This is a genomic window from Kineosporia sp. A_224 (assembly GCF_002198655.1).
Taxonomy (GTDB): Bacteria; Actinomycetota; Actinomycetes; order Actinomycetales; family Kineosporiaceae; genus R-H-3.
The window spans coordinates 35141-61306 of sequence record NZ_MWLN01000224.1 but is presented as its reverse complement, the minus strand read 5'-3'; the positions used below and the strand labels follow the sequence as shown (position 1 = coordinate 61306).

The following is a 26166-nucleotide window of genomic DNA, read 5'->3' as shown; positions in this document are numbered from 1 at the left end:
TCGCCAACCGCCCCAGCGACTGACCCGCCCCGCCCGCCCGGGCCCCGGTCGAGGGGCAGCCGGTCGCGCGGATGCTTGCTCTGCCCTCACTTGTGAGGGTGCGGCGGACGATGCGCGCCACAGTTTCGTCGTTCCTGCGCGACACGCCGGCAGCTGACCGGCGAGTCGCCGGGTGACGACGAAGCTGTGGCGCGGCACCCTCACTTCTGAGGGCAGAGCAAAGCCTCCGGCACAGCTGTACCGACGAGCGGACGCCACCGAACCGGGACCGTCCGGCAGCGCCGCCGGAGCACCGGCACGAGCCGGCTCAGCCGGCGGTGAGGTCCGCGAGCAGCCGGTCGGACGCCGCCCACGGGTCGGTGCGGCCGGCGACGACGTCGGCCGCGAGGTCCTCGAGCCCGTGACCGGTCGTCAGGTCGCCGATCCGTTGCCGCAGCGCGGTCACGGTGATCGCCTCGATCTCGCCGGCGGCCCGGCGGCGGCGGCGCCGGTCGAGCTCGCCGGAGGAGGCGGCCCACGCGTGGTGCGCGCGCAGCGTCGCGAGCAGCTCCGTGACGCCCTCGTTCTTGGCCGCGACGGTCTTGACGACGGTCGGCCGCCACGACCCGGGCGCCCGGCCGTCGCCGCCGAGCCGCACCATGTGCTCGATGTCGCGGACCGTCGCGTCGGCGCCGTCCCGGTCGGCCTTGTTGACGCAGAACACGTCGCCGATCTCGAGGATCCCGGCCTTCGCGGCCTGGATCCCGTCGCCCATGCCGGGGGCGAGGAGCACGAGGGTGGTGTCGGCCAGCGAGGCCACCTCGACCTCGCTCTGGCCGACGCCGACGGTCTCGACGAGGACGACGTCGCAGCCCGCGGCGTCCATGACCCGCAGCGCCTGGGGCGTCGCCCAGGACAGCCCGCCGAGGTGCCCGCGGGTCGCCATCGAGCGGATGAAGACCCCGGGGTCGGTCGCGTGGTCCTGCATCCGGATCCGGTCGCCGAGCAGCGCCCCGCCGGAGAACGGGGACGACGGGTCCACCGCGAGGACGCCGACCCGCAGCCCCTCGGCGCGCAGCGCGCCGACGAGCGCGGACGTCGTCGTCGACTTGCCGACGCCCGGCGACCCTGTCAGCCCCAGCACCCACGCCCGGCCGCCGTACGGCGCGAGCGCGGCCATCACCTCGCGCAGCGCGGGGTGCGCGTCCTCGACGAGCGAGAGCAGCCGGGCGAGCGCGCGCGGGCTCCCCGCGCGCGCTCCCCCGACGAGGGCAGGGACGTCGACGGGTCGGCTCACGAGGTCGACCCTTCCACGCGGGGCAGCGGTTCTCAGGCCTTCGGCACGCGCACGATGAGCGCGTCGCCCTGCCCGCCGCCGCCGCACAGCGCCGCCGCGCCGACGCCGCCGCCGCGGCGCTGGAGCTCCAGGGCCAGGTGCAGCGCGATCCGTGCGCCGGACATCCCCAGCGGGTGGCCCATCGCGATGGCGCCGCCGTTGACGTTGACCTTGTCCGGGTCGACGCCGAGCTTCTTCGTCGACGCGAGTCCGACGGCCGCGAACGCCTCGTTGAGCTCGAGCAGGTCGAGGTCGGCGGGCGTGATGCCCTCCTTGGCACAGGCGGCGAGGATCGCGTTCGCCGGCTGGTCCTGCAGCGTCGAGTCCGGGCCGGCGACGTTGCCGTGGGCGCCGATCTCGGCGAGCCAGGTCAGCCCGAGCTCCTCGGCCTTGGCCTTGCTCATGACGACGACGGCGCACGCACCGTCGGAGATCTGGGACGCCGAGCCCGCGGTGATCGTGCCGTCCTTGCGGAACGCGGGGCGCAGCCGGCCGAGGGACTCGGCGGTCGTGTCACCGCGGACGCCCTCGTCCTCCTTGAACAGGACCGGGTCGCCCTTGCGCTGCGGGATCTCGACCGCGACGACCTCGTCGTCGAAGACGCCGTTCTTCCACCCCTGCGCCGCGAGCTGGTGCGAGCGCGCCGCGAAGGCGTCCTGCTCGTCGCGCGTGAACGCCCGGTCGGCCTCGTTCGCGCTCTCGGTGAGCCCGCCCATCGCCTGGTCGGTGAAGATGTCCCACAGGCCGTCGAAGGCCATCGTGTCGGTGAGCTTGGTGTCGCCGTACTTGAAGCCCTCGCGCGACCCGGTGAGCACGTGCGGCGCCTGGGTCATCGACTCCTGGCCGCCGGCGACGACGATCTCGAACTCCCCGGCCCGGATCAGCTGGTCGGCCAGGGCGATCGCGTCGATGCCCGACAGGCACACCTTGTTGATCGTCAGCGCGGGCACGCTCATCGGGATGCCGCCCTTGACGGCCGCCTGGCGCGCCGGGATCTGCCCGGCCGCCGCTGCGAGCACCTGGCCCATGATCACGTACTGCACCTGGTCGCCGGCGATGCCGGCCTTCTCGAGCGCGCCCTTGATGGCGACGCCGCCGAGATCGGTGGCCGAGAAGTCCCTGAGCGAGCCGAGGAGACGCCCCATCGGGGTCCGGGCGCCGGCGACGATCACGGACGTGCGGGCGGGGTCGGTCATGAGGTCCTCCTGGCGTCGACGGCAGCTGCGTCCAACGTAACGACGTGCTCCCGTACGACCATGCCCGGCCCCGCGACGTTCGTCACACGGAGGTCCGCGGCGGCCTCGCTACGGTGAAGCCATGAAGGAGCTCTTCACCGCGATCGACCACGTGGGCGTCGCCGTCCCCGACTTCGACGCCGCCGTCACGTTCTACCGCGACGTCCTGGGCATGGAGCTGCTCCACGAGGAGACGAACGAGGAGCAGGGCGTCCACGAGGCGATGATGGGCGTCGGGTCGTCCGGCTCGTGCATCCAGATCCTCGCGCCGCTGACCCCGGAGTCGACGATCGCGAAGTTCCTCGACCGCAGCGGGCCCGGCCTGCAGCAGGTCGCCTACCGGGTCGAGGACGTCGACGCCGTCTGCGCGACCCTGCGCGAGCGCGGCGTCCGGCTGCTCTACCCGGAGCCGAAGCACGGCACGGCGAACAGCCGGATCAACTTCGTGCACCCGAAGGACGCCGGCGGCGTCCTCGTGGAGCTCGTCGAACCGGCGAAGGGGCACGCGCACTGACACGATGACGGCATGACCGTCGTCGGCGCGATCTTCGTCCCCGCCCTGCCGCCCGAGCGGCTGCGCTCCGTCGCCGTCGCCGCGGACGACGCAGGCGTCGAGGAGCTCTGGCTCTGGGAGGACTGCTTCCGCGAGGGCGGCCTCACGGCGTCCGCCGCGGCCCTGGCCTGGACGACGCGCGTCCGGCTGGGCATCGGCATCCTGCCGCTGCCGCTGCGCAACGCCGCGATCACCGCGATGGAGGTCGCGACGCTCGCCCGGCTGTTCCCCGACCGGTTCGTCCTCGGCGTCGGGCACGGCGTCCAGGACTGGATGGCCCAGGTCGGTGCCCGGCCGGCGTCCCCGCTCGGGCTCATGCGCGAGCACCTCGCGGCCTACCGCGAGCTGTTCGCCGGGCGGCGCGTCACGACGGACGGCGCGTACGTCCGGCTCGACGACGTCGGCCTCGACTGGCCGCCGTCCGGCCCCGTCCCCGTGCACGTCGGCGCGACCGGCCCGAAGACCCTCGCGCTCGCCGGCGAGCTCGGCGACGGCACGGTCCTCACCGGCGGCACGACCCCCGACCAGGTCCGGGCCGCCCGCGCCGCGATCGACGCCGGGCGCGCGGCCGGGGGCCGGACGGACCCGCACCGGGTCACGGTCTTCGTCATGGCCACCGTCGGCGCGGACGCCGAGCAGCGGCTGCGCGCGGACGCCCGGCTCTGGCCGGGCGTCGACCCCGACGGCGAGGTCGGCGTCCACGGCGCCGACGCCGAGGAGGTCGCGGGGCGGCTGCGCCGCTGGGCCGACGCCGGGGCGGACGCCGTGATCCTGCAGCCGACCGGTGACGTCACCGACCACGAGGCGTTCGTCGGGCTCGCCGCGCAGGTCGCCCCGTACCTCGCAGGCTGAACCTCGGGCCCGGGGAACGCGAACGGCGGCCCGCCCCCGCCGAGGGGGACGGACCGCCGCGAGGCCGGCGACCGGGAAGGAACGGCCGCTCACGGCCTCCCAGGGGTGGCTCAGCGCCAGCCGGTGATCGCGAGGACCGTGCCGAAGCCGCTCGAGTTGTGCTGGACGCTCACGTAGAACGTCTTCCCGGTCGGGTCGAAGAAGCCGCCCGTCCACTCCGCGTCGAGGTCGTTCAGCGTCGCCACCCGGATGCAGCCGTCGGACATCGTGTCGACGTCCCTGCCGTCCGCGAGGCAGTCCCACAGGTCGTTGTTCCGGTCGCCGCCCTGCGCGCCGACCGTCGAGCCGTCCTCGTGGACGATCCAGTTCGCCCGGCCCGGCTGGTAGGCGATGTTGTCGGGCATGTTGATCTCCTGGTTGCCCTGGACGAACAGGGTGACCTCGGGGACCGAGGTGCCGGCAGCGGCCGTGGCCGGGGTGCCGTCGGAGACGCAGATCGTCTCGCCGAAGTAGCGCGCCGAGTCACGGCCGGTGTTGTTGCCGCACCACGAGACGGTGCCCGCGGCGAGCGCCCTGAGGTCGACGTCGATGTCCTCGGGGCGGTAGTAGCCCGTGAGCTTGTTCGCCGACGCGAGCGCCCCGAGCTGCTGGCCGGTGGTGTTCGCCAGCGGGAGCCAGGCGCCCCGGCCGTACGAGAAGCCCTGGCCGTTGTTGTTCGTCGAGCCCACGCGCAGGCCCGAGACCGACCCCGACGCGTACGGGGACTGGTCGAGCGAGGTGATCGGCGCGCCGCCGGCCCACAGGGTGGTCGGGACGAACTTGAAGTAGGCCCCGCCGGCCGCACCGCGGTTCGCCGACAGCTCGTCGCCGTAGTAGGTCACGCCGTTCGGCAGCACCGCGAGGCCCTCGAACGAGAGGAAGCCGAACGCGTCGACGCGCCGGATGTTCGGCGACGAGGTGACGCCGGTCGTCCGGTCGATCGTCGCGTCGGTGACCGACAGCGGGTCGATCATCTCGAACATGGCCCCGGTCGGGCCGGCCTCCTCGCCGAACAGGACGGTGCCCCACGGGGTGACCCGGACCGGGTCGCACGAGACGAGGCCCGACCTCACGATCGTCACGGCGTCACCGGTCGCGAGGTCGATGCGCTGGAGGGCGACCTCCGCGGTCCCCTCCTCGTTGCAGCCGATGAGGTACTTCGGGCTGCCTGCGGGCCACAGGACCATCTGGTCGATGACCGGGGCGGCCTTCCCCGCGGTGACGACCCGCGCCTTGAGGCCCGGGGCCAGCTTCGCGAGCCCGAGCGGGTTCGCGAGCGCCTCCGCGGTGGTGAGGTCGGCGGTCGAGGAGGTCGGGATGCCGCCGAGGACGCCGTAGAGCTCGCGGGCGTCGCTGTTCAGCTCGCGGTCCCGCTCGACGCCGAAGTCGGCGAGGACGGCCCCGAAGGCGACGGAGGCCGTCGCGAGGACGAGCGCCCCCGCGACGGCGGCGACGGTGGTCTTGCGTGCACGCATGGGTGCGCTCCTGGGAGAGGTGGAGGCCTGAGGACGGCGTGAGCCTCGCGGCGCCGGGTGACGGCCCGGCGAAGATCACCGTCACGGCCGACGAACGTGCGACGTCCGGGCCAAGCCCGCACCGGGTGACCCTCGTCACCGGTAGGTCCGTGTCGCCGTCCGCGTGCCCTGGCTACGTTCGCAGAGGAGGGCGTGAACGTTCCGCCCTCGCGAACGAGCCCGGCACCAAGACCGTCTGGAGGCCCTGCCGTGAAAGAGATCCGCGACGCCATCGTGTCCGGGACAGCGACGAGCGAGGACTTCGCGGCGATCGCCGTCCCCGACCACTACCGGGGGCTGACCGTCCACAAGGACGAGGCCGGGATGTTCGAGGGTCTCAAGACCCGCGACAAGGACCCGCGCAAGAGCCTGCACGTCGAGGACGTCGCGACCCCCGAGCTCGGCCCGGGCGAGGCGGTCGTCGCCGTGATGGCGAGCTCCATCAACTACAACACCGTGTGGACGTCGATCTTCGAGCCGGTCTCGACGTTCGGGTTCCTGGAGAAGTACGGCCGCTCCTCACCGCTGGCGAAGAAGCACGACCTGCCCTACCACGTCGTCGGCTCGGACCTGTCGGGCGTCGTCCTGCGGGTCGGCCCCGGTGTGCACATGTGGAAGCCCGGCGACGAGGTCGTCGCGCACTGCCTGTCCGTCGAGCTCGAGCGGCCCGAGGGCCACGACGACACGATGCTCGACCCGGAGCAGCGGATCTGGGGCTTCGAGACGAACTTCGGCGGTCTTGCCGAGCTCGCCCTCGTGAAGTCCAACCAGCTCATGCCGAAGCCGGCCCACCTCACGTGGGAGGAGGCCGCCTCCCCCGGCCTGGTGAACTCGACCGCCTACCGCCAGCTCGTCTCGACGAACGGCGCCGCGATGAAGCTCGGGGACACGGTGCTCATCTGGGGTGCCTCCGGAGGTCTCGGGTCGTACGCGACCCAGATGGCGCTCGCGTCGGGCGCGACGCCGGTCTGCGTCGTCTCGAGTCCGGAGAAGGCCGACATCTGCCGCAAGATGGGTGCCGAGCTCGTGATCGACCGTGCCGCAGAGGGGTACCGGTTCTGGAAGGACGAGCACACCCAGGACCCGAAGGAGTGGAAGCGCCTCGGCGCCCGGATCCGCGAGCTCACCGGCGGCCGGGACGTCGACATCACGTTCGAGCACCCCGGACGGGAGACGTTCGGCGCGAGCGTCTACGTGACCAAGCGCGGCGGCACCATCGTCACGTGCGCCTCGACGTCCGGTTTCATGCACGAGTTCGACAACCGGTACCTCTGGATGAACCTCAAGCGGATCGTCGGTTCGCACTTCGCCAACTACTCAGAGGCATGGCGTGCTAACGATCTGGTAGCAAGAGGGCTCGTTCACCCCACACTGTCCAAGACCTACCCACTCGATCTTGCGCCGGAAGCGGCATTTGATGTCCATCGCAACCTCCACCAGGGCAAGGTCGGGGTAATCTGCCTGGCGCCGGGTGAAGGACTCGGCGTGCGTGACGAGGTGACCCGCGAGCGTCATCTCGAGGCCATCATGCGATTCAGGAACGTATAGGCCCACTGCGCGGGCCGAGGAGGTCTCGAACGTGGCCGGCGACCAGAGCCAGCAGAACTTCACCGTGGTCATGCGCGGGTACGACAAGATCCAGGTCGACGAGCGGATCTCGGTGCTCGAGGCCGCGCTCCGCGATGCCCGTGCCCGGGTCGAGGAGGTCGACGCCCGGGCCATGAAGCTCGCCGGGGAGGTCGCCGAGGCGCACCGCCAGCTCCGCGAGGTGGAGCGGCCGTCGTACAGCGGTCTCGGTGCCCGCATCGAGCAGCTCCTGCGCCTCGCGGAGGAGCAGGCGAGCGACGTCATCGCGGCGGCGACCAAGGACGCCGAGGACATGATCGCCGCCGCCCGGGTGGAGGCCGCGCAGATGCGCGCCGCCGCCCAGAACGAGTCGGCGGACATGACGGCGACCGCCCAGCGGGAGTCGGCGGAGGTGCGCCAGTCGGCGACCACCGAGGCCGAGGAGATCGTCGCGACGGCGACCCGCAAGGCCGAGGAGATGCTCGCGATCGCCGAGCGCGACGCGGCCCGCCTCAAGAGCGTCACCGAGCACGAGACGAGCGAGAAGCGGACGACGGTCGACCGCGAGCTCGCCCGGATGCGGGCGACCGCCGAGCGCGAGGTCACGGAGCTGCGTGCGGCCGCCAAGCGCGAGGTCGACGAGCTGCGCGCCGCGGCGAAGAAGGAGGCCGACGACCTCCGTGCGGCCGCCCAGGCGCACCACGAGGAGACGCGCGCCCGCGTCGAGCAGATGAGCACCGACCTCGAGGTCAAGCTCGCTGCCCGTCGCGAGGAGGCCGAGCGGCTCGACGCCGAGCGTCACGAGCAGGCCGTCGCCCAGGCGACCCAGCTCGTGGCCGAGGCCGAGCAGCGTGCGGCCGCGGCGGAGCAGCGGGCCGCGAAGGCGCTCGAGCAGGCCGAGACGGTCCGCCGCGAGGCCGACGAGCACGCGAAGATGCTCGTCTCCAACGCGCGTCGCAACGCCGACCAGGTCATCGCCGAGGCCCGGGCGCACGCCGACAAGGCGCTGTCCGAGGCCAAGGCGGAGGCCGAGCGCAACCGCCGTGCGGCGCAGCGCCAGGTCGACGAGCTCATCCGTCAGCGAGACAGCATCACCGGTCACCTCGACCAGCTCCGTCACCTGCTCGGTGCCGGCCCGGCCCCGCAGCTGGCCAGCCTGGCCGCTGCTGCCGCGGCCGTCCCCGGCCAGGGCAACAACGAGGTCCCGACCGCGGGCGACATCGCGGACGGCGACCAGACGATCGTCCTCCCGGCCGACGACTCGGTCCCGGCCAAGTGACGATCTGACAGGCACCGGGCCCCGGCCCGGACCGACGATGGACGGACGGCGCCGGCTCCCCTCGGGGGCCGGCGCCGTCCGCCGTTTCGACACGCTCTTCGAGGCCGCGGCCCCGTTGGTGCTCGCCGGCCGGCACCAGCGTGACGAGGTGCCGGTCGACGGCGGCCGGTGGGGAGTCACGGCGGTGCTGCGGGTGCCGGACGACGCGGCGGCCCTGTTCGCCGGCCTCACCGAGGCTGCGGCCGTCGCGGCGGGCCCCGGGCACTTCCGCACGGGCCACCCGGACGCCGTCCACGTCACGGTCCGGGCGTTCGAGGCCTACCGCGAGGCAGCCCGCCCCGACGACCCGTTCCTGCGCCGGTGCATCGAGGCCGTCGCACGCGTCGCCGCCCGCACTCCGCCCGTGCCGCTGCGGGTCACGGGGGTCACGCTCGCGCCGATCGCGGTGATGGCGCAGCTCGAGCCCACGGACGGCACGTTCGCGGCGATGGCGGCAGCCCTCGGGTCCGAGCTCGGGGCGGACGGCGCGTTCGAGCCGCCGGGCGCGCGCACGATCGTCCACAGCACGCTGCTGCACCTCGCGGACGACGTCCTCGACCCGCACCGCCTCGTCGACTGGGTGGCGGCCCACCGTTCGGTCGCCCCGGTGCGCTTCACCGCCACCCGGCTCGACGTCGTCCGGTCGCGGTACGTCGAGCGGCCCGGCCTGCGCTGCATGGCTCCCGAACGCTGGGCCACGTTCCCCCTCGCCGGCGGCGGGCCCTAGCCCCGCACCCGCACGAGCAGCCCGGCGAGCGCCGCGGCGACCGCCTCCGGCCGCTCGACCGGCGACAGGTGCCCGGCCCCCGGGAGGACCGTGAGGACGGCGTCCGGCAGGGCGGCGGCCATCGCCCGGGCCTGGTCGGGCCCGGTGACGCCGTCCTCCTCGCCGACGACGACGGCGGCGGGCACGCCCAGCCCGGGCAGGGTGCCGGTGGAGTCGGGGCGGCCCGCCATCGCGCGCTGGGCCCAGGCGACGGCGGCCGGGTCGGCGCCACGGACGAGCCCGCCGACGGCCTCGACGACGTCCGGCCGCCCCGTGTGCGTCGTCGGGCCGAGGAGCGTGTCGAGCATCGGCAGCAGCGCGCGGGTCCCGGCCTCACCCAGGACGGCCAGCGCGATCCGCTCCCGGTTCGCCCGGGCCTCGTCGCCGTCCGCCTCCGCCTTGGTGTCGACGAGCCCGAGCCCCGCCACCCGGCCGCGGTGCCGCCGGGCGACGGCGAGCGCGACGTAGCCGCCCATCGAGCAGCCGGCGAACGTCGCCCGGGGGTGACCGAGCGCGTCGATCGCCCCGACGACGGCGTCCGCGACGGCGTCGAGCGACGGCGCGGCGGTCGGCAGCGGCGCCGCACCGAACCCCGGCAGGTCGACGGTGACGACCCGGCCGAGGCCGCCCAGCCCCTGCACCACGCCGTCCCACATCGAGGCGTCGAGCGGGAAGGCGTGCAGCAGCACGAGCGGCGGGTCCGCCGTCGCGTCGCCGTACGTCTCTGTCCGGACCTGCACCCCTGCGTCACCGCTCACGACGACCGAATCTAGTCCCGGTGAGAACAGGGCGGCGGAGCGGCCATGATGTGGAGATGGCCGGCTACGACCTCCCCGGGGACAAGGAGCGGATCGACCACCGCCTCATGCGCCGGTCCCCGGTTCGCCTGTTCCACGACCTCGTCGCCCTGGAGGACGTGGTCTCGTGGCTCGCATCGAACGGGTACCACGTCGTCGACGTCGACGCCTCGTGGACCACCAGCCGGCACATGTTCGCGGATCTGGCCTCTGCGTTCCCTGCCTGCTGCCACGACAACTTCCAGTGCCTGCACGAAGGGCTCGCCGCCGGGCTCGCGGATGCACTGGACCGGTCGTCGGGCGTGGCACTCGTCCTGCGAGGGTTCGACACCTTCGCGACGTCCTGCTGGACCGACGCGCAAGGACTCATCGACCTCGTCTGTGAACATGCCTGGCAGACCGCCGTTGGTGGGAGACGTTTCGTCACGCTCGTCCAGACGGACACGGCGATGGACCTGCCGGCCGCGAGGTCCTGGGCCATCACACCGTGGCATCTCGACGCACCCGCGCAGGCAGACCCCACTCCTCCTGTCTCCGGGGAGATCTGAGCGGCAGGTTGCCGTCGGGGATGCCCCGCAGGCAGCGATCAGCGCCGGCCGCGGCGGCCGCGGGCCGACCAGCAGGGCGTGTGCCAGTGGCGGCGGTCGTCCAGGCCGCCGAACGCGACGACCGCGTCGGCCCGCCAGACGACGACGTGCGGCGTCCCGGGGACGACCTCGTGGTCACAGCCGGGGCAGCGGTAGGTCTTCGTGGACGCCGCGCCGCTCACCGTCCGGACGAACCACTCGCCGTCCGCGTGCGTCTCCCGCCGGCCGACCCCGGCGAGCAGCCGGTCCCGGTCGGCGAGCGCCTCGTCGTCGACGGGCGCCGACGCCGGACGACGGCCGCGGCGACGGGGCTGGTTGCTGCGGGGCACTCCCCCAGTGTCCCGTGCGCCGCCGGCCGCGCACGCACCGGCGTCACCGAGCGGGGGTCACCCGCCGGGCGGCGAGCGCCGTCCGCAGGGTGCGCCGGTCCGCGGCGGGCACCCCCGCGGCGCGGGCCCAGCCGACGATGCGGTCGACGTCCGCGGCGGGCAGGTCCGCGGTGGGGACGACGTGGACGTGCTCGGGGGTCCGGCAGCGGACGAGCACGCCCCACGGCGAGGCGACGACCACGACGACGTCGCCCCACGGGGTGTGGCTCCACGCGTCGGCGACCGCGACGCCGACCGAGGCCGGCCCGATCCGCCAGGACTGCGGCGGCGCCGACCGGGCCGCGCTCCGGACGCCCACCTCGCCGACGGCCGCGCCGGCCGCCAGGAGGACGAGCCCCAGACCGCTGCCCACGACGCCGACGGAGGCCAACGGCTCGTGCGACGCGATCGAGGCCACAAGGATGCCCAGGAGCCCCAGCGGGACGACCACGCTGAGGAGCGGCTGCAGGACGTAGTCCTTCCAGAGCCCGAGCCGGGCCAGCGACCGGGTCACCGGCGCCCGCAGGATGACGACGTCCCCGGCACCGTCAGCACTCGCCTCCGCCCCGACCCGGGCGGGCTCCGGGCCGTCGGCGAGGTCGGGGACCGCCGGCCGTGGGCGTTCCCGCGCCGCCGCCCACCACGCGACGACCCGCTCGGCACCGCCCGGCCCCAGCGCCGCGACGGGCACGCCCGCGCACCACCGGTCACGCCGCTGCCGGAGCACGAGGAGCGGCCCGGCGACCCGGACGTCCCGCACCACGCGCCAGGGCATGAACCCGGACGGCAGCTCCGACTCCAGCGTGAGACCGTCCGGGCCGAGCACCCAGCGGACGGGCACGCCGACCCCGCAGACCCGCGGCGTCCGCCACGGCTCCCACCACGGCCGGAGCACGACCGGGCCGAACCCGGTCACTGCGATCGTCAGCGCGCAGGCGCCCCCGACGAACAGCCCCCCGGCCCGGTTGCCGAGCGCGATGGCGCCCCCGGCGGCCGCGGACGGCACGACGACCATGGCCGCCCAGCGCAGGAGCCGCAGCGTGAGCGACCCGGTCCCCCGCCGGACCGCCACGGCCTCGCGCCGTGTCAGCGTGACGACGACCTCGATCGGGGTACCGGTCATCGTCGCCGGGTCGGGCGTCACGACGACGACGGCCGGACGGCGGCACCCGCCACCCGGGCCCCGTGCGCGGCGGCCCAGCGGCGGACGGCGTCCAGGTCCTCGGCCGACAGACCCGTCGTGGGCATCGCGATCGCCGTCCGGGGCCGTCGCGTCGACGCGACGAGGAAGCCGCCGCGCTCCACGACCCGGTCGACCCTGGCCCAGGGCACCTCGGAGCGGCCGAGCGGCGTCCGCAGCGTCAGGCTGGTCGGGGTCGCCCGCCACGCCGAGTCGGCCCCGCCGAGCCGGCGGACGCCCCGGCGCGTCGAGACGTCGACGAGCAGCGGCACACCGACGCAGGCGATGACGGCGACGAGCAGCGACCCCGCGTCGGACCGCTGCAGCGCTCCCGGGCCGCCGACGAGCACCGTGAGCAGGACCGGCCCGGCGAGCAGGAGCAGCGCCCCGGCGAGCAGGACGAGGGTGCGCCGCGGGATCATCGCGAGCTGCATCCGGCGCATCGCCGCCAGCGTCATCGGGCCGTGGACGACGACGGCGTCGTCCCAGACCGGGCCGCCCCACGTGCCGCCCGGGTCCGCAGGAGCAGTCGCGACGGCTGCCGCTCCGCCCGGTCCGGCAGCCCGCCACCACCCGCTGACCCGCTCGAACGCCGCGGCGTCGAGGGCCCCGGTGGGCAGCCCGGTAGCGCACATCTGCGGGCGCCACAGCATGGCGACGACCTCCGGGGTGCGGCGCAGGTCCGCGACCCGGTCCCAGCCGATCTCGCTCTCGCCGAGCACGGACCGCGTCGTCAGCCCGGCGGGCGTGAAGGTCCACGTCGTGGCCACCCCGACCCCGGCCCGCTCGGCGGCTCGTGCGCTCTGCAGCCACGGGGCGCCGAGGAGCATGACCGAGACCAGCACCGTGACGACGGCGGCGATGACGAGGCTCGCGGTCCGTACGCCGCCGAACGTGACGAGGTCGCCGGCCACGACCGTCGTCAGGGCCACCAGGCCGACGAGCGCCGCCAGCCGCAGCCGCCGCAGGTGCATCCTCGGGAACGCGGTGAGCAGCGCCGTCACGTGGGGCTTGGTGAGGGTCGTCGTGACGGTGACGACGTCGCGTTCCTGGGCCACGGCGCGATCATGACACCCGCCGGCCCGCCCGGAGGCGGGATCGGAGCACGGTCACCCGCCCGACCGCCCGTGCGCACCGCACGGCTCAGCGCAGCGTCTGGTCCTTCTGCGCCTCCGCCGAGAGGTTCTCGAGCCGCTCGTACGCCGTCGTGAGCAGGGTCCGCACCCGGGCCACCCCGGCGGCCCGCCGCGCTTCGGACGTCGCCGCCGCGCCGAGCGGGACGACGACCTCGACACCCGCGGTGACCTTGCCGCGGCGGACCGCGCCGACGACCGTGACGGCGCCGTCCGTGCTCTCGGGCAGGACCGCGACGAGGACGTCGTCCCCGGGCAGGCCGTCGACGCCGGCGCGCGAGACGCCGGGCGACTGGGCGCACGGCCCGACGTTGCGCTCGAGGTAGGCCAGCTGCTGGGCGGCGCCGTCGGCGGCGAAGACCCGCACCGACGTCGCGACGGTCCAGGCCCCGTCGCCGACCTGTGGGCCGGCCCACGTGACGGTCCGGCCGCCGCGGGCGAGCACCTCGCCGGGGGTCCCGGAGCCGCAGAGCCGGACGACGGTCGTGCTCGTCGAGGCCGCCCCGGCGCTGTCGTCGGCCACCGAGACCGGGGCCAGCCCGAGGTCGCCCGCGGCGAGCAGGTCCGGGTCACCGACGACGACCTGGCCGCCGGACCGACGCAGACCGGTGGCCGCGGAGAACTGCTCCCCCTGAACGGGATCCGTCCCGTCGGCAACCTTGGTGGACCCGGTCGCCGCGCGGACCGAGGTCTCGACCGGGCCGGGCGCCGAGACCGGGCCGTCGGAACCGCCGGCCAGCTCTCCTTCCCCCGAGGCAGCAGCGGACCCCGAGACCGCCTCGGGCGCCGCCGCACCCCCGGCCGCGGTGTCCGACGTCGCCATCGAGAGGCCGCCACCACCGAGCGCCGAGACTCCGAACGGCACGACCGCGACGACGCACAGGGCCGCGACGGTGCCGCGGACCGCCGTCCGCCGCCGCTGGATCCGCCGGGCACCGGCGTGCGCACCGCGGACGAGCGCCGCGGTGTCGACGCCGCCGTCGACGGCCCGGCTCAGGCCGGCCGACAGCGCCCGCTCGAGCTCGTCGTCGTCGAGCGGGCCGCCGCTGCGAGGAGCCGTGCTGCTCACCGCCGCTCACCCGCCCCTCGTCCGTCGCCGTTGCCGTTCCTGCCGCTCTCCGCCGCCGCCTCGAGCGCACGGTCAGCCTCGACCATCGTCCGCAGCGACGCGAGCCCACGGTGGGCGTTCGAGCGCACCGTCACCTCGCTCGTCCCGAGGATCGCGGCGATCTGCGCGTCGGGCAGGTTCTCGTAGTGCCGCAGCACGAGGACCGTGCGCTGCTTCGTCGGCAGCCGGCGCAGCAGGCCGACGAGCCGGTCGGTGTCGTCGACAGCACCGGTCGGGTCCGCGACGCCGCGGTCGGGCAGCGTGTCCGGCCCGTGGGCGAACTCGCGGCGCCTCGACGCGCGGCGGAAGAACGAGGTGCACTGGTTGACGACCATCCGGTGCACGTAGGCGTCCATGTCGTCCGCGCCGCTGACCCGCGACCACTGGACGAGCACCTTCGCGAGCACGTCCTGGACGACGTCCTCGGCCTGGTGCGGGTCGCGCAGCAGGCCACGGGCCAGGCGCACCAGGGCGGGGCCGCGCTCGGCGGCCCAGGCGCTGAACGCCTCGGCGACCGCCGCATCGACCGCCACGCCGCGCGCACCTCCCGCTCCGGGCACCGGCCGGTCCGGTGCCTGCACCCCGAGGGCACCCGTGGCACGCACGACGGGCGTCCGGGGTTGTCCCGGACGGCCGGCGAGCCACGGAAGCTCGAGGGACGCGGTGTCGACGCTCACGACCGGACGACGCCGCGCCGGTGCCGCACGTTGCACGCCCGGACGACGAATCACCCGGGCCGCCCGCCCGCGGCACCAGGCGATCACGCTAGCGCGCCGCCACCCCGGACCGGGCCGGACCGGCCGGACCGTGGCCGGACCGTGCCGCACCGGCCACCGACGATGCATGATGGCTGCATGCCGACCTACGACGTGCGCTGCCGCGCCTGCGGGACGACCTTCGAGGTCTCCCGCCCGATGGCGCAGGCCGACGAGCCCGCGCCCTGCCCGCACGGCCACGACGACACCGTCCGGCTGCTGCCGACGGTCGGCGTCCTTGGCCGGGCCTCCGGCGCGGCCGCCCGCCCGGCGGGCGGCGGNGCTGCTGCGGCTGACGCCCTCCGGACTCGCGACGGGCGGACGCCGCCTCAGCGCGGCAGGAACGCGTCGACCTCCGCGAGGAACGCCGCCGGGCCCTCGAAGAACGGGAAGTGCGCCCCGCCCTCCTCTGCGGTGAAGACCCGCAGCCGGGCCCCGGGGATCTGCGCCGCCGTCCACCGCTGCGACCGGGCGTCGACGTGGCTCACCTCGCCGCCGATGACCAGGGTGGGGACGTCGATCCGCGGCAGCACGTCGCGCCAGTCCTGCATGACGTGGTCGAGCAGGAGCCTGGTCCCCCAGCCGACGTCGAACTTGAGGTTCTCGGCGAGCAGCCAGGCGAAGTCGTCCGCGGGGATGTCCTTGCGGAGCATGGAGGCGAGGAAGCCCTCGCGGGTCGCGCCGGAGTCCGCCCCGAGCAGCGCGGCGCAGAAGCCCTCGGCCCCGGCCATGTCGAGGATCGCCCCGGCGTCCGCGCCGTCCTCGGCGGTCATCCACGGCAGCACGGCGCAGACGCTCGGCTGGTCGATGACGACGAGCGACTCGACCCGCGACGTGCCGTGCATGTCGACGAAGCTCCACAGCACGGACGCGCCCATGGAGTGCCCGACGAAGCTCGCCCTGTCGACGCCGAGGTGACCCAGGAGGTCGTGCAGGTCGGCCGCGAGGCTGGAGATCCGGGCGCCGGTCGTCGAGCGGCCGGACTCGCCGTGGCCGCGCATGTCGAGGCTCACGACCCGGCGGCCCTGCGCCAGTGCGGGCCGGACGCGGTCGAACATCGCCTGGGACTGCGACCAGCCGTGCAGCAGGACGAGCGTGTGCTCGCCCTCCCCGGTGACCCGGTAGTCCAGCGGGCAGCCGTCGCGTGTCGTGAAGGTCCCCATGCGGACGCACGTCTCCTCGCGCTCGGTGGCGCAGCGACCGGTCGGGCGCGAGGTGCCCTGCGACGCTGCAGTTGCCGGAAGTGTCGTCCGCAGCGGGACGGCGGGACACCGATCACCGGTGGGATCGGCCGCCGCGTTTTCCTCGCTCTGTCGCAAAGCCGACGGCTGGACGGGTCAGCCTCCGACGAGGTCGAGGAGCTTGAGCCCGAGGTGCAGCTCGAGCCGGGTCTCGCCGTCGTCGAGGTCGACGCCGGCGAGGTCCCGGATCCGGTCGAGCCGGTAGTAGAGCGAGGTCCGGTGGATGTGCAGCGCGGCCGCCGTCGCCGGGGCCGAGCCACCGTGGGCGAGGAAGCTGCGCAGCGTCTCGACGAGCCGCCCGCGCGGATCGGCGGCGACCAGCGCGCGCACCGCGGCGGGGACTGCGGCCTCGTCGAGCGCCGTGTCGGGCAGCTGCAGGAGCATGCCGTACGCGCCGAGGGCCCGCCACGCGACGACGGTCGCGCCGGGGTCGACCCCGCGCGGCCGGCCCCCCGGGCGGCTCGCGGCCCGGGCGGCGACGACGGCCTGGCGGTGCGAGACCCACGCGTCCTCGAGCCGGTCGACCGGCTCGCCGAGGCCCGCGACGCAGGCGATGCGGCCCTCGCCGACACGCACGACCGCGGCGACCATCTGCCGGGCGAGCGCGGCGGCCCGGGCCGCGTCCACCGTCCCCGGCCCCGACTGCAGCAACGTCCCGCGCAGGTCACGGACGGCGGTGAGCGCCGGGCCGCGCAGGCCGCGCCGGGCATCTGCGAGCGCGTGCCGGACGGCGATCCGGGCGTGCTCGGGGTCGAACGGTGCTCCCGCGGGTGAGACCGCGAGGACGGTCGCGACGACCGGCCCCTCGACGGGCACGGTCCCGGCGGCGCGCAGCCCGGTGAGCGCGGCCCGGCGCTCGTGCGCCTCGTCGGCGACGAGGCCCGCGACGAGGCTCTCGCCCGCGATCGAGGCCGCGTCGTCCGCCCGGCGCTCCCCGACCATCCACGCGGCGACCTCCCGGGCGGCTGCCTCGACGGCGAGCACCTCGGGCTCGGTGAGCGAGGCGTCGGCGTCCATGACGAGGAGCAGGCCGAGCAGCTCGCCGCGGTAGCGGACCGGTACGCAGACCCGGCGGTGCATGCCGATGTCCGGCCGGGCCGGGATCACCCCGGACCGGGTCCAGGTCGTGACGCCCTGGGCGAGGACGTGCCCGACGGCGTCCGGGCCCGGGTCACGCTGGAGGACGGCACGGACCCGGACCTCGTCCTCGTCGCCGTAGTGCGGGCTCGTGCAGAGCGGGCGGACGGCTGGGTCGTCGACGACGACGGAGCGGGCCAGCTCGGCGGCGAGCCGGTCCACGACCCGCTGCACGTCGCCGTGACCCATGCCGGGATCGTACGCAGCGACACTCCTACAGAGCGAGGAATCCCGAGACGGGGATCCCGCCGTCCGACGGTCGCCGCGACCCGCCCGACCGGCGACGGTGGACGCACGACGACGGGAGGGCCATGCACGCGAGCCTCGACGGCCGCGTCGTCCTCGTCCTCGGGGCGGGGTCGAGCGGTGACGGCCTGAGCAACGGCCAGGCCGCCGCGCTCACGTACGCCCGGGCCGGTGCGGTCGTCGTGGCCGTCGACCGCGACCCGGCGCGCGCCGAGGAGATCGCCGGTCGGATCCGCGCCGAGGGCGGCCGGGCGGTCTGGTTCGCGGCCGACGTCACGGTCGAGGACGACGTCGAGCGGGTCGTCGCCTCGGTGGCCTCCGACGTCGGGGTGCCGGGCGTGCTCCACAACAACGTCGGGATCGTCACGGCGGGATCGGTCGTCGACCTCGCACGCAGCGCCTGGGACGCCACGCTCGCCGTCAACCTCACGAGCGTCTACCTCGCGTGCCGCGCCGTGCTGCCGCACATGCTCGGTGCCGGCCGCGGGGTGATCGTCAACGTCTCGTCCGTCGCCGGGATCCGCGACACCGGGTACGTCTACCCGGTCTACAGCGCGACCAAGGCGGCGGTGAACCAGCTGACCGTGTCGCTGGCCCTCACCTACGCCGGTCGGGGGATCCGGGCGAACGCCGTCCTCCCCGGGCTCATCGACACCCCGTTGACGGCCGGGTTCGGCGCCGAGGGCCTCACCGCCGAGCAGGCGCGGGCCCGCCGGGACGCGCTGAGCCCGACGGGGCGGATGGGCACCCCGTGGGACGTCGCACGCGCCGCCCTGTTCCTCGCCTCGGACGACGCCGCGTACGTCAACGGCGTCTGCCTGCCGGTCGACGGCGGGCTCTCGGCCCGCTGCGGCTGAGCCGGGCCCGGGCCGGCCGCCCGGTCAGACCCGGCGCCGAGGCCGCCCCGGCCGCACGAGCTGCACCGACCCGAGCGGCACGAACCCGGCGGCGAGCGCCGCCCGCAGGGACGCCGCGTTCCCCGGCGCGACGGCGGCGAGCACCGGGTCGCCGGCGACGACGAGCCCGAGGGCGTCCCGCAGCAGCGAGCGGCCGCGGCCCTCGCCGCGGGCGCCGTCCGGCACCTCGAAGGAGACCTCGGCGAGCCCGCCGAGCCCGCGGGACATCGTCACGACGCCGCGTTCGTCGCCGTGCACGTGGACGTCGGCGCGCCAGCCCCGCGCGTAGCGGGCCCGCGGGTGGTCGGCGAGGTCGCCCCGCTCGGGCAGCGTCGACCGGCCGGTGCCCCGGTTCACGAGGAGGACGTCGAGGACGTCGAGCTCGCCGTACGGGCCGGCCATCGTCTCCATGACCCTGCCGGACGTCGCCCCGGCGAGGCCGTCGGCACCCGCGTCGAGGAGCACGTCGAGCGGCAGGGCCGTCGCGGCGACGGCGTGCGCGGTGAACGAGACCATCGCCTCGACGCCGGGCAGGTACGGCGGGACGACCTCAAGGCACCCGTCGCCCGGCGGGAACCACCCGTCGGCCGCCGCGCGCACGATGTCCCCGAGCCCCCGAACCACGGCACCACCCTGGCACCGGGTACGCCGACCGCGCGAGGGCAGAGGGACACCGCCCTGCGTGCGACTCGTCACGCCACGGCATCGGCCGAAGCGGCCCCGGCCTTGAGCGGGTCGTGTACGGAACCCGTTGTGGATCAACGGGTCCCGTCCGACCCGGCGGGACGCCCGTCAGGCGTAGGTGCGGAACCCGCGGCCGGTCTTGCGGCCGAGGTAGCCGGCCGTCACGAGGTGCTCCAGGAGCGGCGTCGGCGCCCAGCCCCGCTCGCGGAACTCGGTGTAGAGCGTCCGCTGGATCGCGAGCGAGACGTCGAGCCCGACGACGTCGAGCAGCTCGAACGGGCCCATCGGGTACCCGCAGCCGGCCTTCATCGCGAGGTCGATGTCGTCGGCGGTCGCGTAGTTCTCCGAGAGCATCCGGATCGCGTCGTTGAGGTAGGGGAAGAGCAGGGCGTTGACGATGAAGCCCGCCCGGTCCCCGCAGGTCACCGGGTGCTTGCCGATCTTCTGCGTGACGGCCAGCGCGGTCGCGACGACGTCCGGGGACGTCGCCACCGTGTGGACGACCTCGACGAGCCGCATGACCGGCGCCGGGTTGAAGAAGTGCAGCCCGACGACGTCCCCGGGCCGCTTCGTCACGGCGGCGCACTCGATGACCGGCAGCGAGGACGTCGTCGTCGCGAGGACGGCGCCCGGCCGGCAGATCTCGTCGAGGTTCTCGAAGAGCGCCCGCTTGACCGCGAGGTCCTCGACGACCGCCTCGACGACGAGGTCGACGTCCGCGAGGTCGTCGAGGGCCGTCGTCCCGATGACCCGGGCGAGCGCCTCGTCGCGGGCCTGGGAGGTGAGCTTGCCGCGCTGGACGCCCTTCTCGAGGCTCTTCGTCAGCTGCGCGGTCACCTTGGCGACCTTGTCCTCGCCGCGGGCGACGAAGAGCACGTCGAAGCCGGCCTTGGCGAAGACCTCGACGATGCCGGTCGCCATCGTCCCCGAGCCGACGACGCCGACCTTCTGCACGGCACGGGCGCCCTCGGCGGCGGCGCCGTCGGCCGGCGTCCGGTCGTCGGCGACGACGGTCGAGGAGCCGGGCTTCTCGTACGTGTAGAAGCCCTTGCCGGACTTGCGGCCGAGCAGTCCCGCCGTGACCATCTGCTTGAGGATCGGCGTCGGGGCGTGCAGGCGGTCGCGGCCCTGCTTGTACATCGAGTCGAGGATCTCGTACGCGGTGTCGAGCCCGATGAGGTCCATGAGCGCGAGCGGGCCCATCGGCAGGCCGCAGCCCAGCCGCATCGCCGCGTCGACGTCCTCGCGGCTCGCGTAGCGCTGCTCGACCATGGACACCGCGTGGTTGAGGTAGCCGAAGAGCAGGGCGTTCGCGATGAAGCCCGCCTTGTCGCCGACGACGACCGGCTCCTTGCCGAGCGCGCGCGCGAGGTCGACGACGGCGTCCACGGCGGCGGGCTCGGAGACGACCGTCCGGACCACCTCGACGAACTTCTGCACCGGCGCCGGGTTGAAGAAGTGCAGGCCGACGACGCGGCGCGGGTGGGCGGTCGCGACGGAGATCTCCGTGACCGACAGGCTCGAGGTGTTCGTCGCGAGGATCGTGTCGGGCCCGCAGACCGAGTCGAGCTTGGCGAAGATCTCCCGCTTGAGGTCGAGGTGCTCCGGGACGGCCTCGACGACGAGCTGGGCCGCGGCGACGTCCTCGAGGGCCGTCGAGAAGGTGATCCGGCCGACGAGCGCGGCCTGGTCCTCCGGCGAGAGCTTGCCGCGGGTCACCGCGCGGGTCGTCGAGGCGGTCACGAGGTCGCGTCCCCGGGCCAGGGACGCCGGGTCCACCTCGACGGCGACGACCGCGTACCCGTTGCGCGCGAGCACCTCGGTGATACCGGCACCCATGGTGCCGAGCCCGACGACGGCGACGGTGCTGATCTCGCGCGACATGGTGGTCCCTTCCTGGACGGACGCGACCGGGCAGAGCCCCGGCCGATTCGATCGTGGCGCACCGACCCCCTCTCCCGGGTGCCCGAGAATGCGGCGCACGCCACACTCCCCGGCCTCCCCTCCCCCGGCGGGCCCCGTCGTCCGACTACCCTCCCTCGGGTGCGCCTCGTCATCGCCCGCTGCTCCGTGGACTACGCCGGCCGGCTCTCCGCCCATCTGCCCCTCGCGACCCGCCTGCTCCTCGTCAAGGCCGACGGGTCGGTGCTCGTCCACTCCGACGGCGGCTCGTACAAGCCGCTGAACTGGATGAGCCCCCCGGCCAAGCTCACCGTCGCCGAGCCGGACGACGCCGCGAAGGCCGCGGGCATCGAGCAGGTCTGGACCGTCCAGCACGGCAAGACCGACGACCGGCTCGTCGTCCACCTCCACGAGGTGCTCCACGACTCGACGCACGAGCTCGGCGTCGACCCCGGCCTGGTCAAGGACGGGGTCGAGGCGCACCTGCAGGAGCTGCTCGCCGAGCACGTCCACACGTTCGGCGAGGGGTACACCCTCGTGCGCCGCGAGTACCCGACGGCGATCGGCCCGGTCGACCTGCTCCTGCGCGACGCGAAGGGCGCCTCGGTCGCCGTCGAGGTCAAGCGCCGCGGCGAGATCGACGGCGTCGAGCAGCTGACCCGCTACCTCGAGCTGCTCAACCGCGACCCGCTCCTCGCCCCCGTGGCCGGCGTCTTCGCGGCGCAGGAGATCAAGCCGCAGGCGCGCGTCCTCGCGACCGACCGCGGGATCCGCTGCGTCACCGTCGACTACGACACCCTGCGCGGCCACGACACGTCCGAGCACCGGCTCTTCTGAGGTGCGCCGCCTCCTGCGGGTCGTCGCCACGCTCGTCGCCGTCACCCTCGCCGCCGGGCTCGGGTACACGGCCTACCGGTACCGGCTCGTCGCGGTCGCGACCCCGTCGATGGTGCCGGTGATCGCGCCGGGCGACCGGTTCCTCGCCGACTCGAAGGACCGGACGGCGGGCGTCGGTGACGTCGTCGTCGTCGACGCCCCGCAGTGGTCGCCGGACGGCGGGACGACGCTCGTCGTCAAGCGGGTCGTCGCGACCGCCGGGCAGCGCGTCGTCTGCTGCGACGCCGACGCCCGGATCACCGTGGACGGCGTCGCGCTCGGCGGAAAGGCCGGCGCGCCGCGCGTGCGGGCCGCGGACGGCACCACCGTCGAGGGCGGTGCCCCGTTCGACGTGACCGTGCCCGCCGGGCGGGTCTTCCTCGTCGGGGACAACCGCGGCGTCTCGGTCGACTCCCGCTCGCGCACGGACGACGGCACCGGCGGCACGCTGCCGGTCTCGGCGGTCGTCGGCACGGTCGGCTTCCGGCTGTGGCCGCCCGGCGGCTTCGGCCCGATGGACACGACGCTGCGCGACACCGGCAGGCCCTGAACCTCGGTCCGCCCCGACCGGACCGGACGCCTGTGCAACAGGGTGCCGCGTCGCGGCGTCCTCGGAGCGGACGGCGCCCGCCGGGCGCCCACGGAAGGGTGGACCCGATGTCCCGCAACCGCTCCGGCCGGCCCGCACGGCGGCCGCGCCTGCTCCTCGCCCTCGCCCTCGCCGCGCTGGCCCTCACGGCGTGCGGCGGGGGCGATGCCCTGTCGACGCAGCCGGCGGCCGCGGGTCCGGACGGCGACTGGGTCCTGACGTCGGGCACGGGGCCGGCCGGTGCACTGGTCCTCGTCGACGGGTCGCCGGTGACGCTCACGGTCGAGGGCAGGGCCGTGAGCGGGCGGGCCGCGTGCAACTCCTACTCCGGCGACGTGGCGGCGTCCGGCAGCGGCTTCCGGCCGGGCAGCATCGCGATGACCGAGATGGCGTGCATGGATCCCGCCGTCTCCGCGCTCGAACGCGGCTACCTCGACGCGTTCGCCGCCGTGACGCGGGCTACCGTCACCGGCGACCGGCTCGTCCTCACCGGCGAGGGCGTCGAGCTGACCTTCGGGCGGGAGGCCCCGGTCGTCGACAGACCGCTCGAGGGCACCCGGTGGGTGCTCGACACCGCCTTCGCCGGTGAGTCGGCCTCGAGCGTCGTCGAGGGCTCCTTCCTGCGCCTGGACGGCGGCGACCTCACCGGGAACGCCGGCTGCCTCGACGTCACCGGCGCGTACCGCGTCGACGGCGACACCGTGACCGTGACCGACCTCCGACGTCCCGAGGGAGCCACCGGCGACTGCGACCAGGACGCGTCGGTGCAGGACTCGCTCCTGCGTGACTTCCTCACGGGCCCCGCGATCACCGCCACCGTGGACGGCGACCGGCTCACCCTCATGCGCGGCGACACCGGCTACGGCTTCACCGCCGCGCCCTGACCCCGGACACCGGTCACCCCGCCGGATCATCCGGTTTCGGCTCGGACTGCCGCTCGCGCTGCCGACAGGGCACGATGTGAGCGTGCAACGGGTCGTCGTCGTGGGCGCGGGGGTCGTCGGGCTGACGTGCGCCGTCCGGCTGGCCGAGGCCGGCCACCAGGTCGACGTGCTCGCGCGCGACCTGCCGCCCGAGACGACGTCGGCGGTCGCCGGCGGGCTCTGGATGCCGGCGCTCGTCGAACCGGTCGCGGACGTCCTCCGCTGGGCCCGCGCCACGCACGCGGAGCTCACCGCGCTGGCGGACGACGAGCGCACCGGCGTGCGGGTCATGCCCGGTCAGGTGCTGCGCCGCCGGGCCGCCGCCGAGCCGCCGTGGTTCGCCCCGCTGCACGACCTCGTCGACCCGCACCCGGTCGCGCAGCCCCCGGTCGGCTGGACCCGCTCGTGGGCGACGACCCTACCGCTCGTCGACACCGGCCACTACCTGCCCTACCTCGTCGCCCGGCTGAAGGCCGCCGGCGGCAGCCTGACCCGGCTGCCGCTGGCCGCGCTCCCCGGCCGCGGGGTCGTCGTGAACTGCACCGGCGTCGCCGCCCGGATGCTCGCCGCCGACCCGTCGGTGCACCCGGTGCGCGGCCAGGTCGTCGTCCTGGACGACCCGGGGCTCACCCACTGGTGGTGCGACGAGGACGGCGCCGACGGCGACCTGACGTTCGTCGTCCCCCGCGGCCGCGACCTCGTCGTCGGCGGCACCCTGGCGGACGGCGAGTGGGACACCACCCCCGACCCGCGGACCGCCTCGGCGATCCTCGCCCGGGCCACCGCCGTCGTCCCCGAGATCGCGACGCTGCCGGTCCGGGCGCACCGGGTCGGGCTGCGCCCGGCGCGGCCGTCGGTCCGGGTCGAGGTCGAGCGCCGCACGGACGACGACGGGCGACCGGCGCCGGTCGTGCACTGCTACGGCCACGGCGGCATCGGGCTCACTGTGGCGTGGGGCTGCGCGGACGACGTCCTCGGGCTCGTCACGCAGCTCACCGAGCCGGCCGCCGTCCTGTTCTGAGGCTCGCCGGGCGGCGGCGCCGGGTGCGAGACTGCGGCCGTGACCGCCGATCCCGTGCCCGCCGCCGCGCTGTGCGACTTCGACGTCCCGGACGCGGAGCTGCGCGCCGCCGCGTCGGTGAAGTGGACCTACCAGCCCCCGGACGTGCTGCCCGCGTGGGTCGCCGAGATGGACTGCCGGCCGTGCCCGCCGGTGCTGGCCGCCGTCCGCGCCGCCGTCGACCGCGGCATGTTCGGCTACCCGGCGCTCCCCGAGCACACCGACCTGCCCGCCGCGACCGCCGCCTTCCTCGGCCGCCGGTTCGGCTGGCAGGTCGACCCGGCCCGGGTGCTGCCCACCGGTGACGTCATGGCCGGCGTCCGGCTCGTCCTCGAGACCCTCTGCGCGGACGCGCCGGTCGTCGTCCCGACCCCGACCTACCCGCCGTTCCTCGACGTCGTCCCGCTCGCCGGGCGGCAGGTCGTCCAGGTGCCGTGCGTCGTCGACGACGCGGGCCGCCCGGCGCTCGACCTCGACGCCGTCGACGCCGCGTTCGCGGCCGGCGCCCGGACCGTGCTCCTCGCCGCCCCGCACAACCCGCTCGGCCGCGCCTTCACCCCCGCCGAGCTCGCCGGCCTGCGCGATGTCGTGACCCGCTACGAGGGCGGCCGTGTCCTCAGCGACGAGATCCACGCCCCGCTCGCGCTGCCCGGCGCGGTCCACACCCCGTACGCCGCCGTCGAGGGCACGGCGGACCACGTGACGACGATCGTCGCGGCGTCCAAGGCCTGGAACATCCCCGGCCTCAAGTGCGCCCAGGTCGTCGCCGGGAACGCCGCCGACCTCGCGACCCTCACCGGCGTCGCGCACGTCGCCAACCACGGCCTCTCCCCGCTCGGCATCGTCGCGACCGTCGCCGCGTACACCGAGGGCGAGCCGTGGCTGGACTCGCTCGTGGCCCACCTCGCCGCGCAGCGCGACCTCTTCGGCGACCTGCTCTCGGCCCACCTGCCGGATGCCTGCTGGACCCCGATGGAGGCCACCTACCTGGCCTGGGTCGACGCCCGCGCCTACGACCTGCCCGACCCGGCCGTCGCCGCGCTGCGCGACGGCAAGGTCAGCGTCAACCCGGGCCGCGACTTCGGCGACGGGTACACCGGCTTCGTCCGGGTCAACCTCGCGACGTCCGCCGACCGGCTCACCGAGGTCGTCCGCCGGCTGTCGAAGGCCTGGCCCGCCCCGACCGTCTGACGGCTACGTCCCCGTCCCCCAGCGCCCTGCCTTCGCCCCGCCCGCGTATCTCGCCCGCCGTCCTCTGGCGGGATGTGCACCGCACAAGGGCGTCCTCTGGCGGGAACCGCACCCGACGTGAACCGTCCTCTGGTGACGGATGCACGTCACCTCCATCCTCTGGTGTCTAGAACACCTCAAAAGTGCGTTTTAGCGTGCTTGACCCGCCAGAGGACGGGCACCAACCCCAGCCGCGTGCCCGTCTGAGGCGACCTCTGGTGCCTCCCGCACCCCACCCAGTGGCCCTAGCGTGCTTGACCCACCAGAGGACGGCGCCCGCACGTTACGCCGAACGG

Annotated in this window: 25 protein-coding genes and 1 pseudogene; 13 read left to right on the top strand and 13 right to left on the bottom strand. The window is 75.0% G+C overall.

All coding sequences use genetic code 11. The features are described from left to right. Positions 1-307: 307 nt before the first annotated feature. Entirely contained in the window at positions 308-1276 is a 969-nt protein-coding gene (gene meaB / locus EDJALFJO_RS29940; RefSeq protein WP_088290008.1) for a methylmalonyl Co-A mutase-associated GTPase MeaB, read from the bottom strand. A 32-nt stretch (positions 1277-1308) separates the two neighbouring features. Next, positions 1309-2511, bottom strand: a complete 1203-nt coding sequence (locus EDJALFJO_RS29935; protein ID WP_088290006.1) for an acetyl-CoA C-acetyltransferase — start codon at positions 2509-2511, stop codon at positions 1309-1311. Positions 2512-2632: 121 nt separating this feature from the next. Between EDJALFJO_RS29935 and mce the strand changes: the two genes are divergently transcribed. Further along, positions 2633-3064, top strand: a complete 432-nt coding sequence (mce, locus tag EDJALFJO_RS29930; protein ID WP_088290004.1) for a methylmalonyl-CoA epimerase — start codon at positions 2633-2635, stop codon at positions 3062-3064. 12 nt (positions 3065-3076) lie between these two features. Then, the gene (locus EDJALFJO_RS29925) at positions 3077-3955 is read left to right on the top strand and encodes an LLM class flavin-dependent oxidoreductase (protein ID WP_088290002.1); all 879 of its coding nucleotides are present in this window, start codon (positions 3077-3079) and stop codon (positions 3953-3955) included. A gap of 110 nt (positions 3956-4065) precedes the next feature. On the opposite strand, the gene EDJALFJO_RS29920 is transcribed toward EDJALFJO_RS29925, so the two are convergent. Continuing rightward, a complete protein-coding gene (locus EDJALFJO_RS29920) occupies positions 4066-5469 on the bottom strand; it encodes an alkaline phosphatase PhoX (RefSeq protein WP_088290000.1) in 1404 nt (467 codons plus the stop codon). Between the two features lie 249 nt (positions 5470-5718). On the opposite strand from EDJALFJO_RS29920, the gene ccrA reads away from it, so the two are divergent. The 3 genes from ccrA to EDJALFJO_RS29905 are packed head-to-tail and all read left to right on the top strand — an operon-like array spanning position 5719 to position 9119. Beyond that, entirely contained in the window at positions 5719-7056 is a 1338-nt protein-coding gene (ccrA, locus tag EDJALFJO_RS29915; RefSeq protein ID WP_088289998.1) for a crotonyl-CoA carboxylase/reductase, read from the top strand. Between the two features lie 31 nt (positions 7057-7087). Further along, positions 7088-8353 (top strand): cellulose-binding protein, encoded by a 1266-nt coding sequence (locus tag EDJALFJO_RS29910; protein ID WP_088289996.1) that lies wholly within the window; start codon positions 7088-7090, stop codon positions 8351-8353. A gap of 37 nt (positions 8354-8390) precedes the next feature. Then, the gene (locus EDJALFJO_RS29905) at positions 8391-9119 is read left to right on the top strand and encodes a 2'-5' RNA ligase family protein (RefSeq protein WP_088289994.1); all 729 of its coding nucleotides are present in this window, start codon (positions 8391-8393) and stop codon (positions 9117-9119) included. Here the strand turns inward: EDJALFJO_RS29905 and EDJALFJO_RS29900 are convergent. Continuing rightward, complete coding sequence (locus EDJALFJO_RS29900; protein ID WP_198950767.1) at positions 9116-9916, bottom strand: alpha/beta fold hydrolase; 801 nt, start codon at positions 9914-9916, stop codon at positions 9116-9118. The two genes, EDJALFJO_RS29905 and EDJALFJO_RS29900, sit on opposite strands and share 4 nt — an antisense overlap. Before the next feature lie 56 nt (positions 9917-9972). On the opposite strand from EDJALFJO_RS29900, the gene EDJALFJO_RS29895 reads away from it, so the two are divergent. Then, positions 9973-10503, top strand: coding sequence for a hypothetical protein (locus EDJALFJO_RS29895; protein ID WP_143448871.1), 531 nt, complete (start codon positions 9973-9975; stop codon positions 10501-10503). 38 nt (positions 10504-10541) lie between these two features. On the opposite strand, the gene EDJALFJO_RS29890 is transcribed toward EDJALFJO_RS29895, so the two are convergent. The 5 genes from EDJALFJO_RS29890 to EDJALFJO_RS35890 all read right to left on the bottom strand — a co-directional run bounded on the left by EDJALFJO_RS29890 (position 10542) and on the right by EDJALFJO_RS35890 (position 14864). After that, positions 10542-10871, bottom strand: coding sequence for a hypothetical protein (locus tag EDJALFJO_RS29890; RefSeq protein WP_233150116.1), 330 nt, complete (start codon positions 10869-10871; stop codon positions 10542-10544). Positions 10872-10914: 43 nt separating this feature from the next. Beyond that, on the bottom strand, positions 10915-12054 hold the full coding sequence (locus tag EDJALFJO_RS29885) for a hypothetical protein (RefSeq protein ID WP_088289990.1): 1140 nt from the start codon (positions 12052-12054) through the stop codon (positions 10915-10917). Continuing rightward, a complete protein-coding gene (locus EDJALFJO_RS29880; protein ID WP_088289988.1) occupies positions 12051-13148 on the bottom strand; it encodes a YcxB family protein in 1098 nt (365 codons plus the stop codon). The genes EDJALFJO_RS29885 and EDJALFJO_RS29880 overlap by 4 nt, the downstream gene beginning before the upstream one ends. Before the next feature lie 85 nt (positions 13149-13233). Continuing rightward, entirely contained in the window at positions 13234-14292 is a 1059-nt protein-coding gene (locus tag EDJALFJO_RS29875) for a hypothetical protein (protein ID WP_088289986.1), read from the bottom strand. Further along, on the bottom strand, positions 14289-14864 hold the full coding sequence (locus EDJALFJO_RS35890; protein WP_233150115.1) for a SigE family RNA polymerase sigma factor: 576 nt from the start codon (positions 14862-14864) through the stop codon (positions 14289-14291). The genes EDJALFJO_RS29875 and EDJALFJO_RS35890 overlap by 4 nt, the downstream gene beginning before the upstream one ends. Before the next feature lie 321 nt (positions 14865-15185). Here EDJALFJO_RS35890 and EDJALFJO_RS36615 point away from each other — a divergent pair. Continuing rightward, positions 15186-15367: pseudogene (locus EDJALFJO_RS36615) on the top strand (zinc ribbon domain-containing protein); the annotation flags it as partial. 48 nt (positions 15368-15415) lie between these two features. Here EDJALFJO_RS36615 and EDJALFJO_RS29860 read toward each other — a convergent pair. Both EDJALFJO_RS29860 and EDJALFJO_RS29855 read right to left on the bottom strand, forming a co-directional pair. Beyond that, positions 15416-16249, bottom strand: a complete 834-nt coding sequence (locus tag EDJALFJO_RS29860) for an alpha/beta fold hydrolase (protein ID WP_088289982.1) — start codon at positions 16247-16249, stop codon at positions 15416-15418. Between the two features lie 174 nt (positions 16250-16423). Then, positions 16424-17653, bottom strand: coding sequence for a CdaR family transcriptional regulator (locus tag EDJALFJO_RS29855; RefSeq protein WP_088289980.1), 1230 nt, complete (start codon positions 17651-17653; stop codon positions 16424-16426). A 122-nt stretch (positions 17654-17775) separates the two neighbouring features. Between EDJALFJO_RS29855 and EDJALFJO_RS29850 the strand changes: the two genes are divergently transcribed. Next, the gene (locus EDJALFJO_RS29850; RefSeq protein WP_088289978.1) at positions 17776-18567 is read left to right on the top strand and encodes an SDR family NAD(P)-dependent oxidoreductase; all 792 of its coding nucleotides are present in this window, start codon (positions 17776-17778) and stop codon (positions 18565-18567) included. 24 nt (positions 18568-18591) lie between these two features. Here EDJALFJO_RS29850 and EDJALFJO_RS29845 read toward each other — a convergent pair whose 3' ends face one another. Together EDJALFJO_RS29845 and EDJALFJO_RS29840 are read right to left on the bottom strand one after the other, a co-directional pair. After that, positions 18592-19230: a hypothetical protein gene (locus EDJALFJO_RS29845; protein WP_088289976.1), complete on the bottom strand. Its 639-nt coding sequence runs from the start codon at positions 19228-19230 to the stop codon at positions 18592-18594. Between the two features lie 168 nt (positions 19231-19398). Further along, complete coding sequence (locus EDJALFJO_RS29840; protein ID WP_088289974.1) at positions 19399-21174, bottom strand: 3-hydroxyacyl-CoA dehydrogenase family protein; 1776 nt, start codon at positions 21172-21174, stop codon at positions 19399-19401. Between the two features lie 159 nt (positions 21175-21333). Between EDJALFJO_RS29840 and nucS the strand changes: the two genes are divergently transcribed. The 5 genes from nucS (at position 21334) to EDJALFJO_RS29815 (ending at position 25831) form a co-directional block, all read left to right on the top strand. Beyond that, on the top strand, positions 21334-22029 hold the full coding sequence (gene nucS, locus EDJALFJO_RS29835) for an endonuclease NucS (protein ID WP_088289972.1): 696 nt from the start codon (positions 21334-21336) through the stop codon (positions 22027-22029). Position 22030: 1 nt separating this feature from the next. After that, positions 22031-22618 (top strand): signal peptidase I, encoded by a 588-nt coding sequence (lepB, locus tag EDJALFJO_RS29830; RefSeq protein ID WP_088289970.1) that lies wholly within the window; start codon positions 22031-22033, stop codon positions 22616-22618. Positions 22619-22725: 107 nt separating this feature from the next. Continuing rightward, a complete protein-coding gene (locus tag EDJALFJO_RS29825) occupies positions 22726-23541 on the top strand; it encodes an META domain-containing protein (protein WP_143448870.1) in 816 nt (271 codons plus the stop codon). Between the two features lie 82 nt (positions 23542-23623). After that, the gene (locus EDJALFJO_RS29820) at positions 23624-24601 is read left to right on the top strand and encodes an FAD-dependent oxidoreductase (RefSeq protein ID WP_088289966.1); all 978 of its coding nucleotides are present in this window, start codon (positions 23624-23626) and stop codon (positions 24599-24601) included. A gap of 39 nt (positions 24602-24640) precedes the next feature. Then, entirely contained in the window at positions 24641-25831 is a 1191-nt protein-coding gene (locus tag EDJALFJO_RS29815; protein ID WP_143448869.1) for a MalY/PatB family protein, read from the top strand. Positions 25832-26166 lie beyond the last annotated feature (335 nt).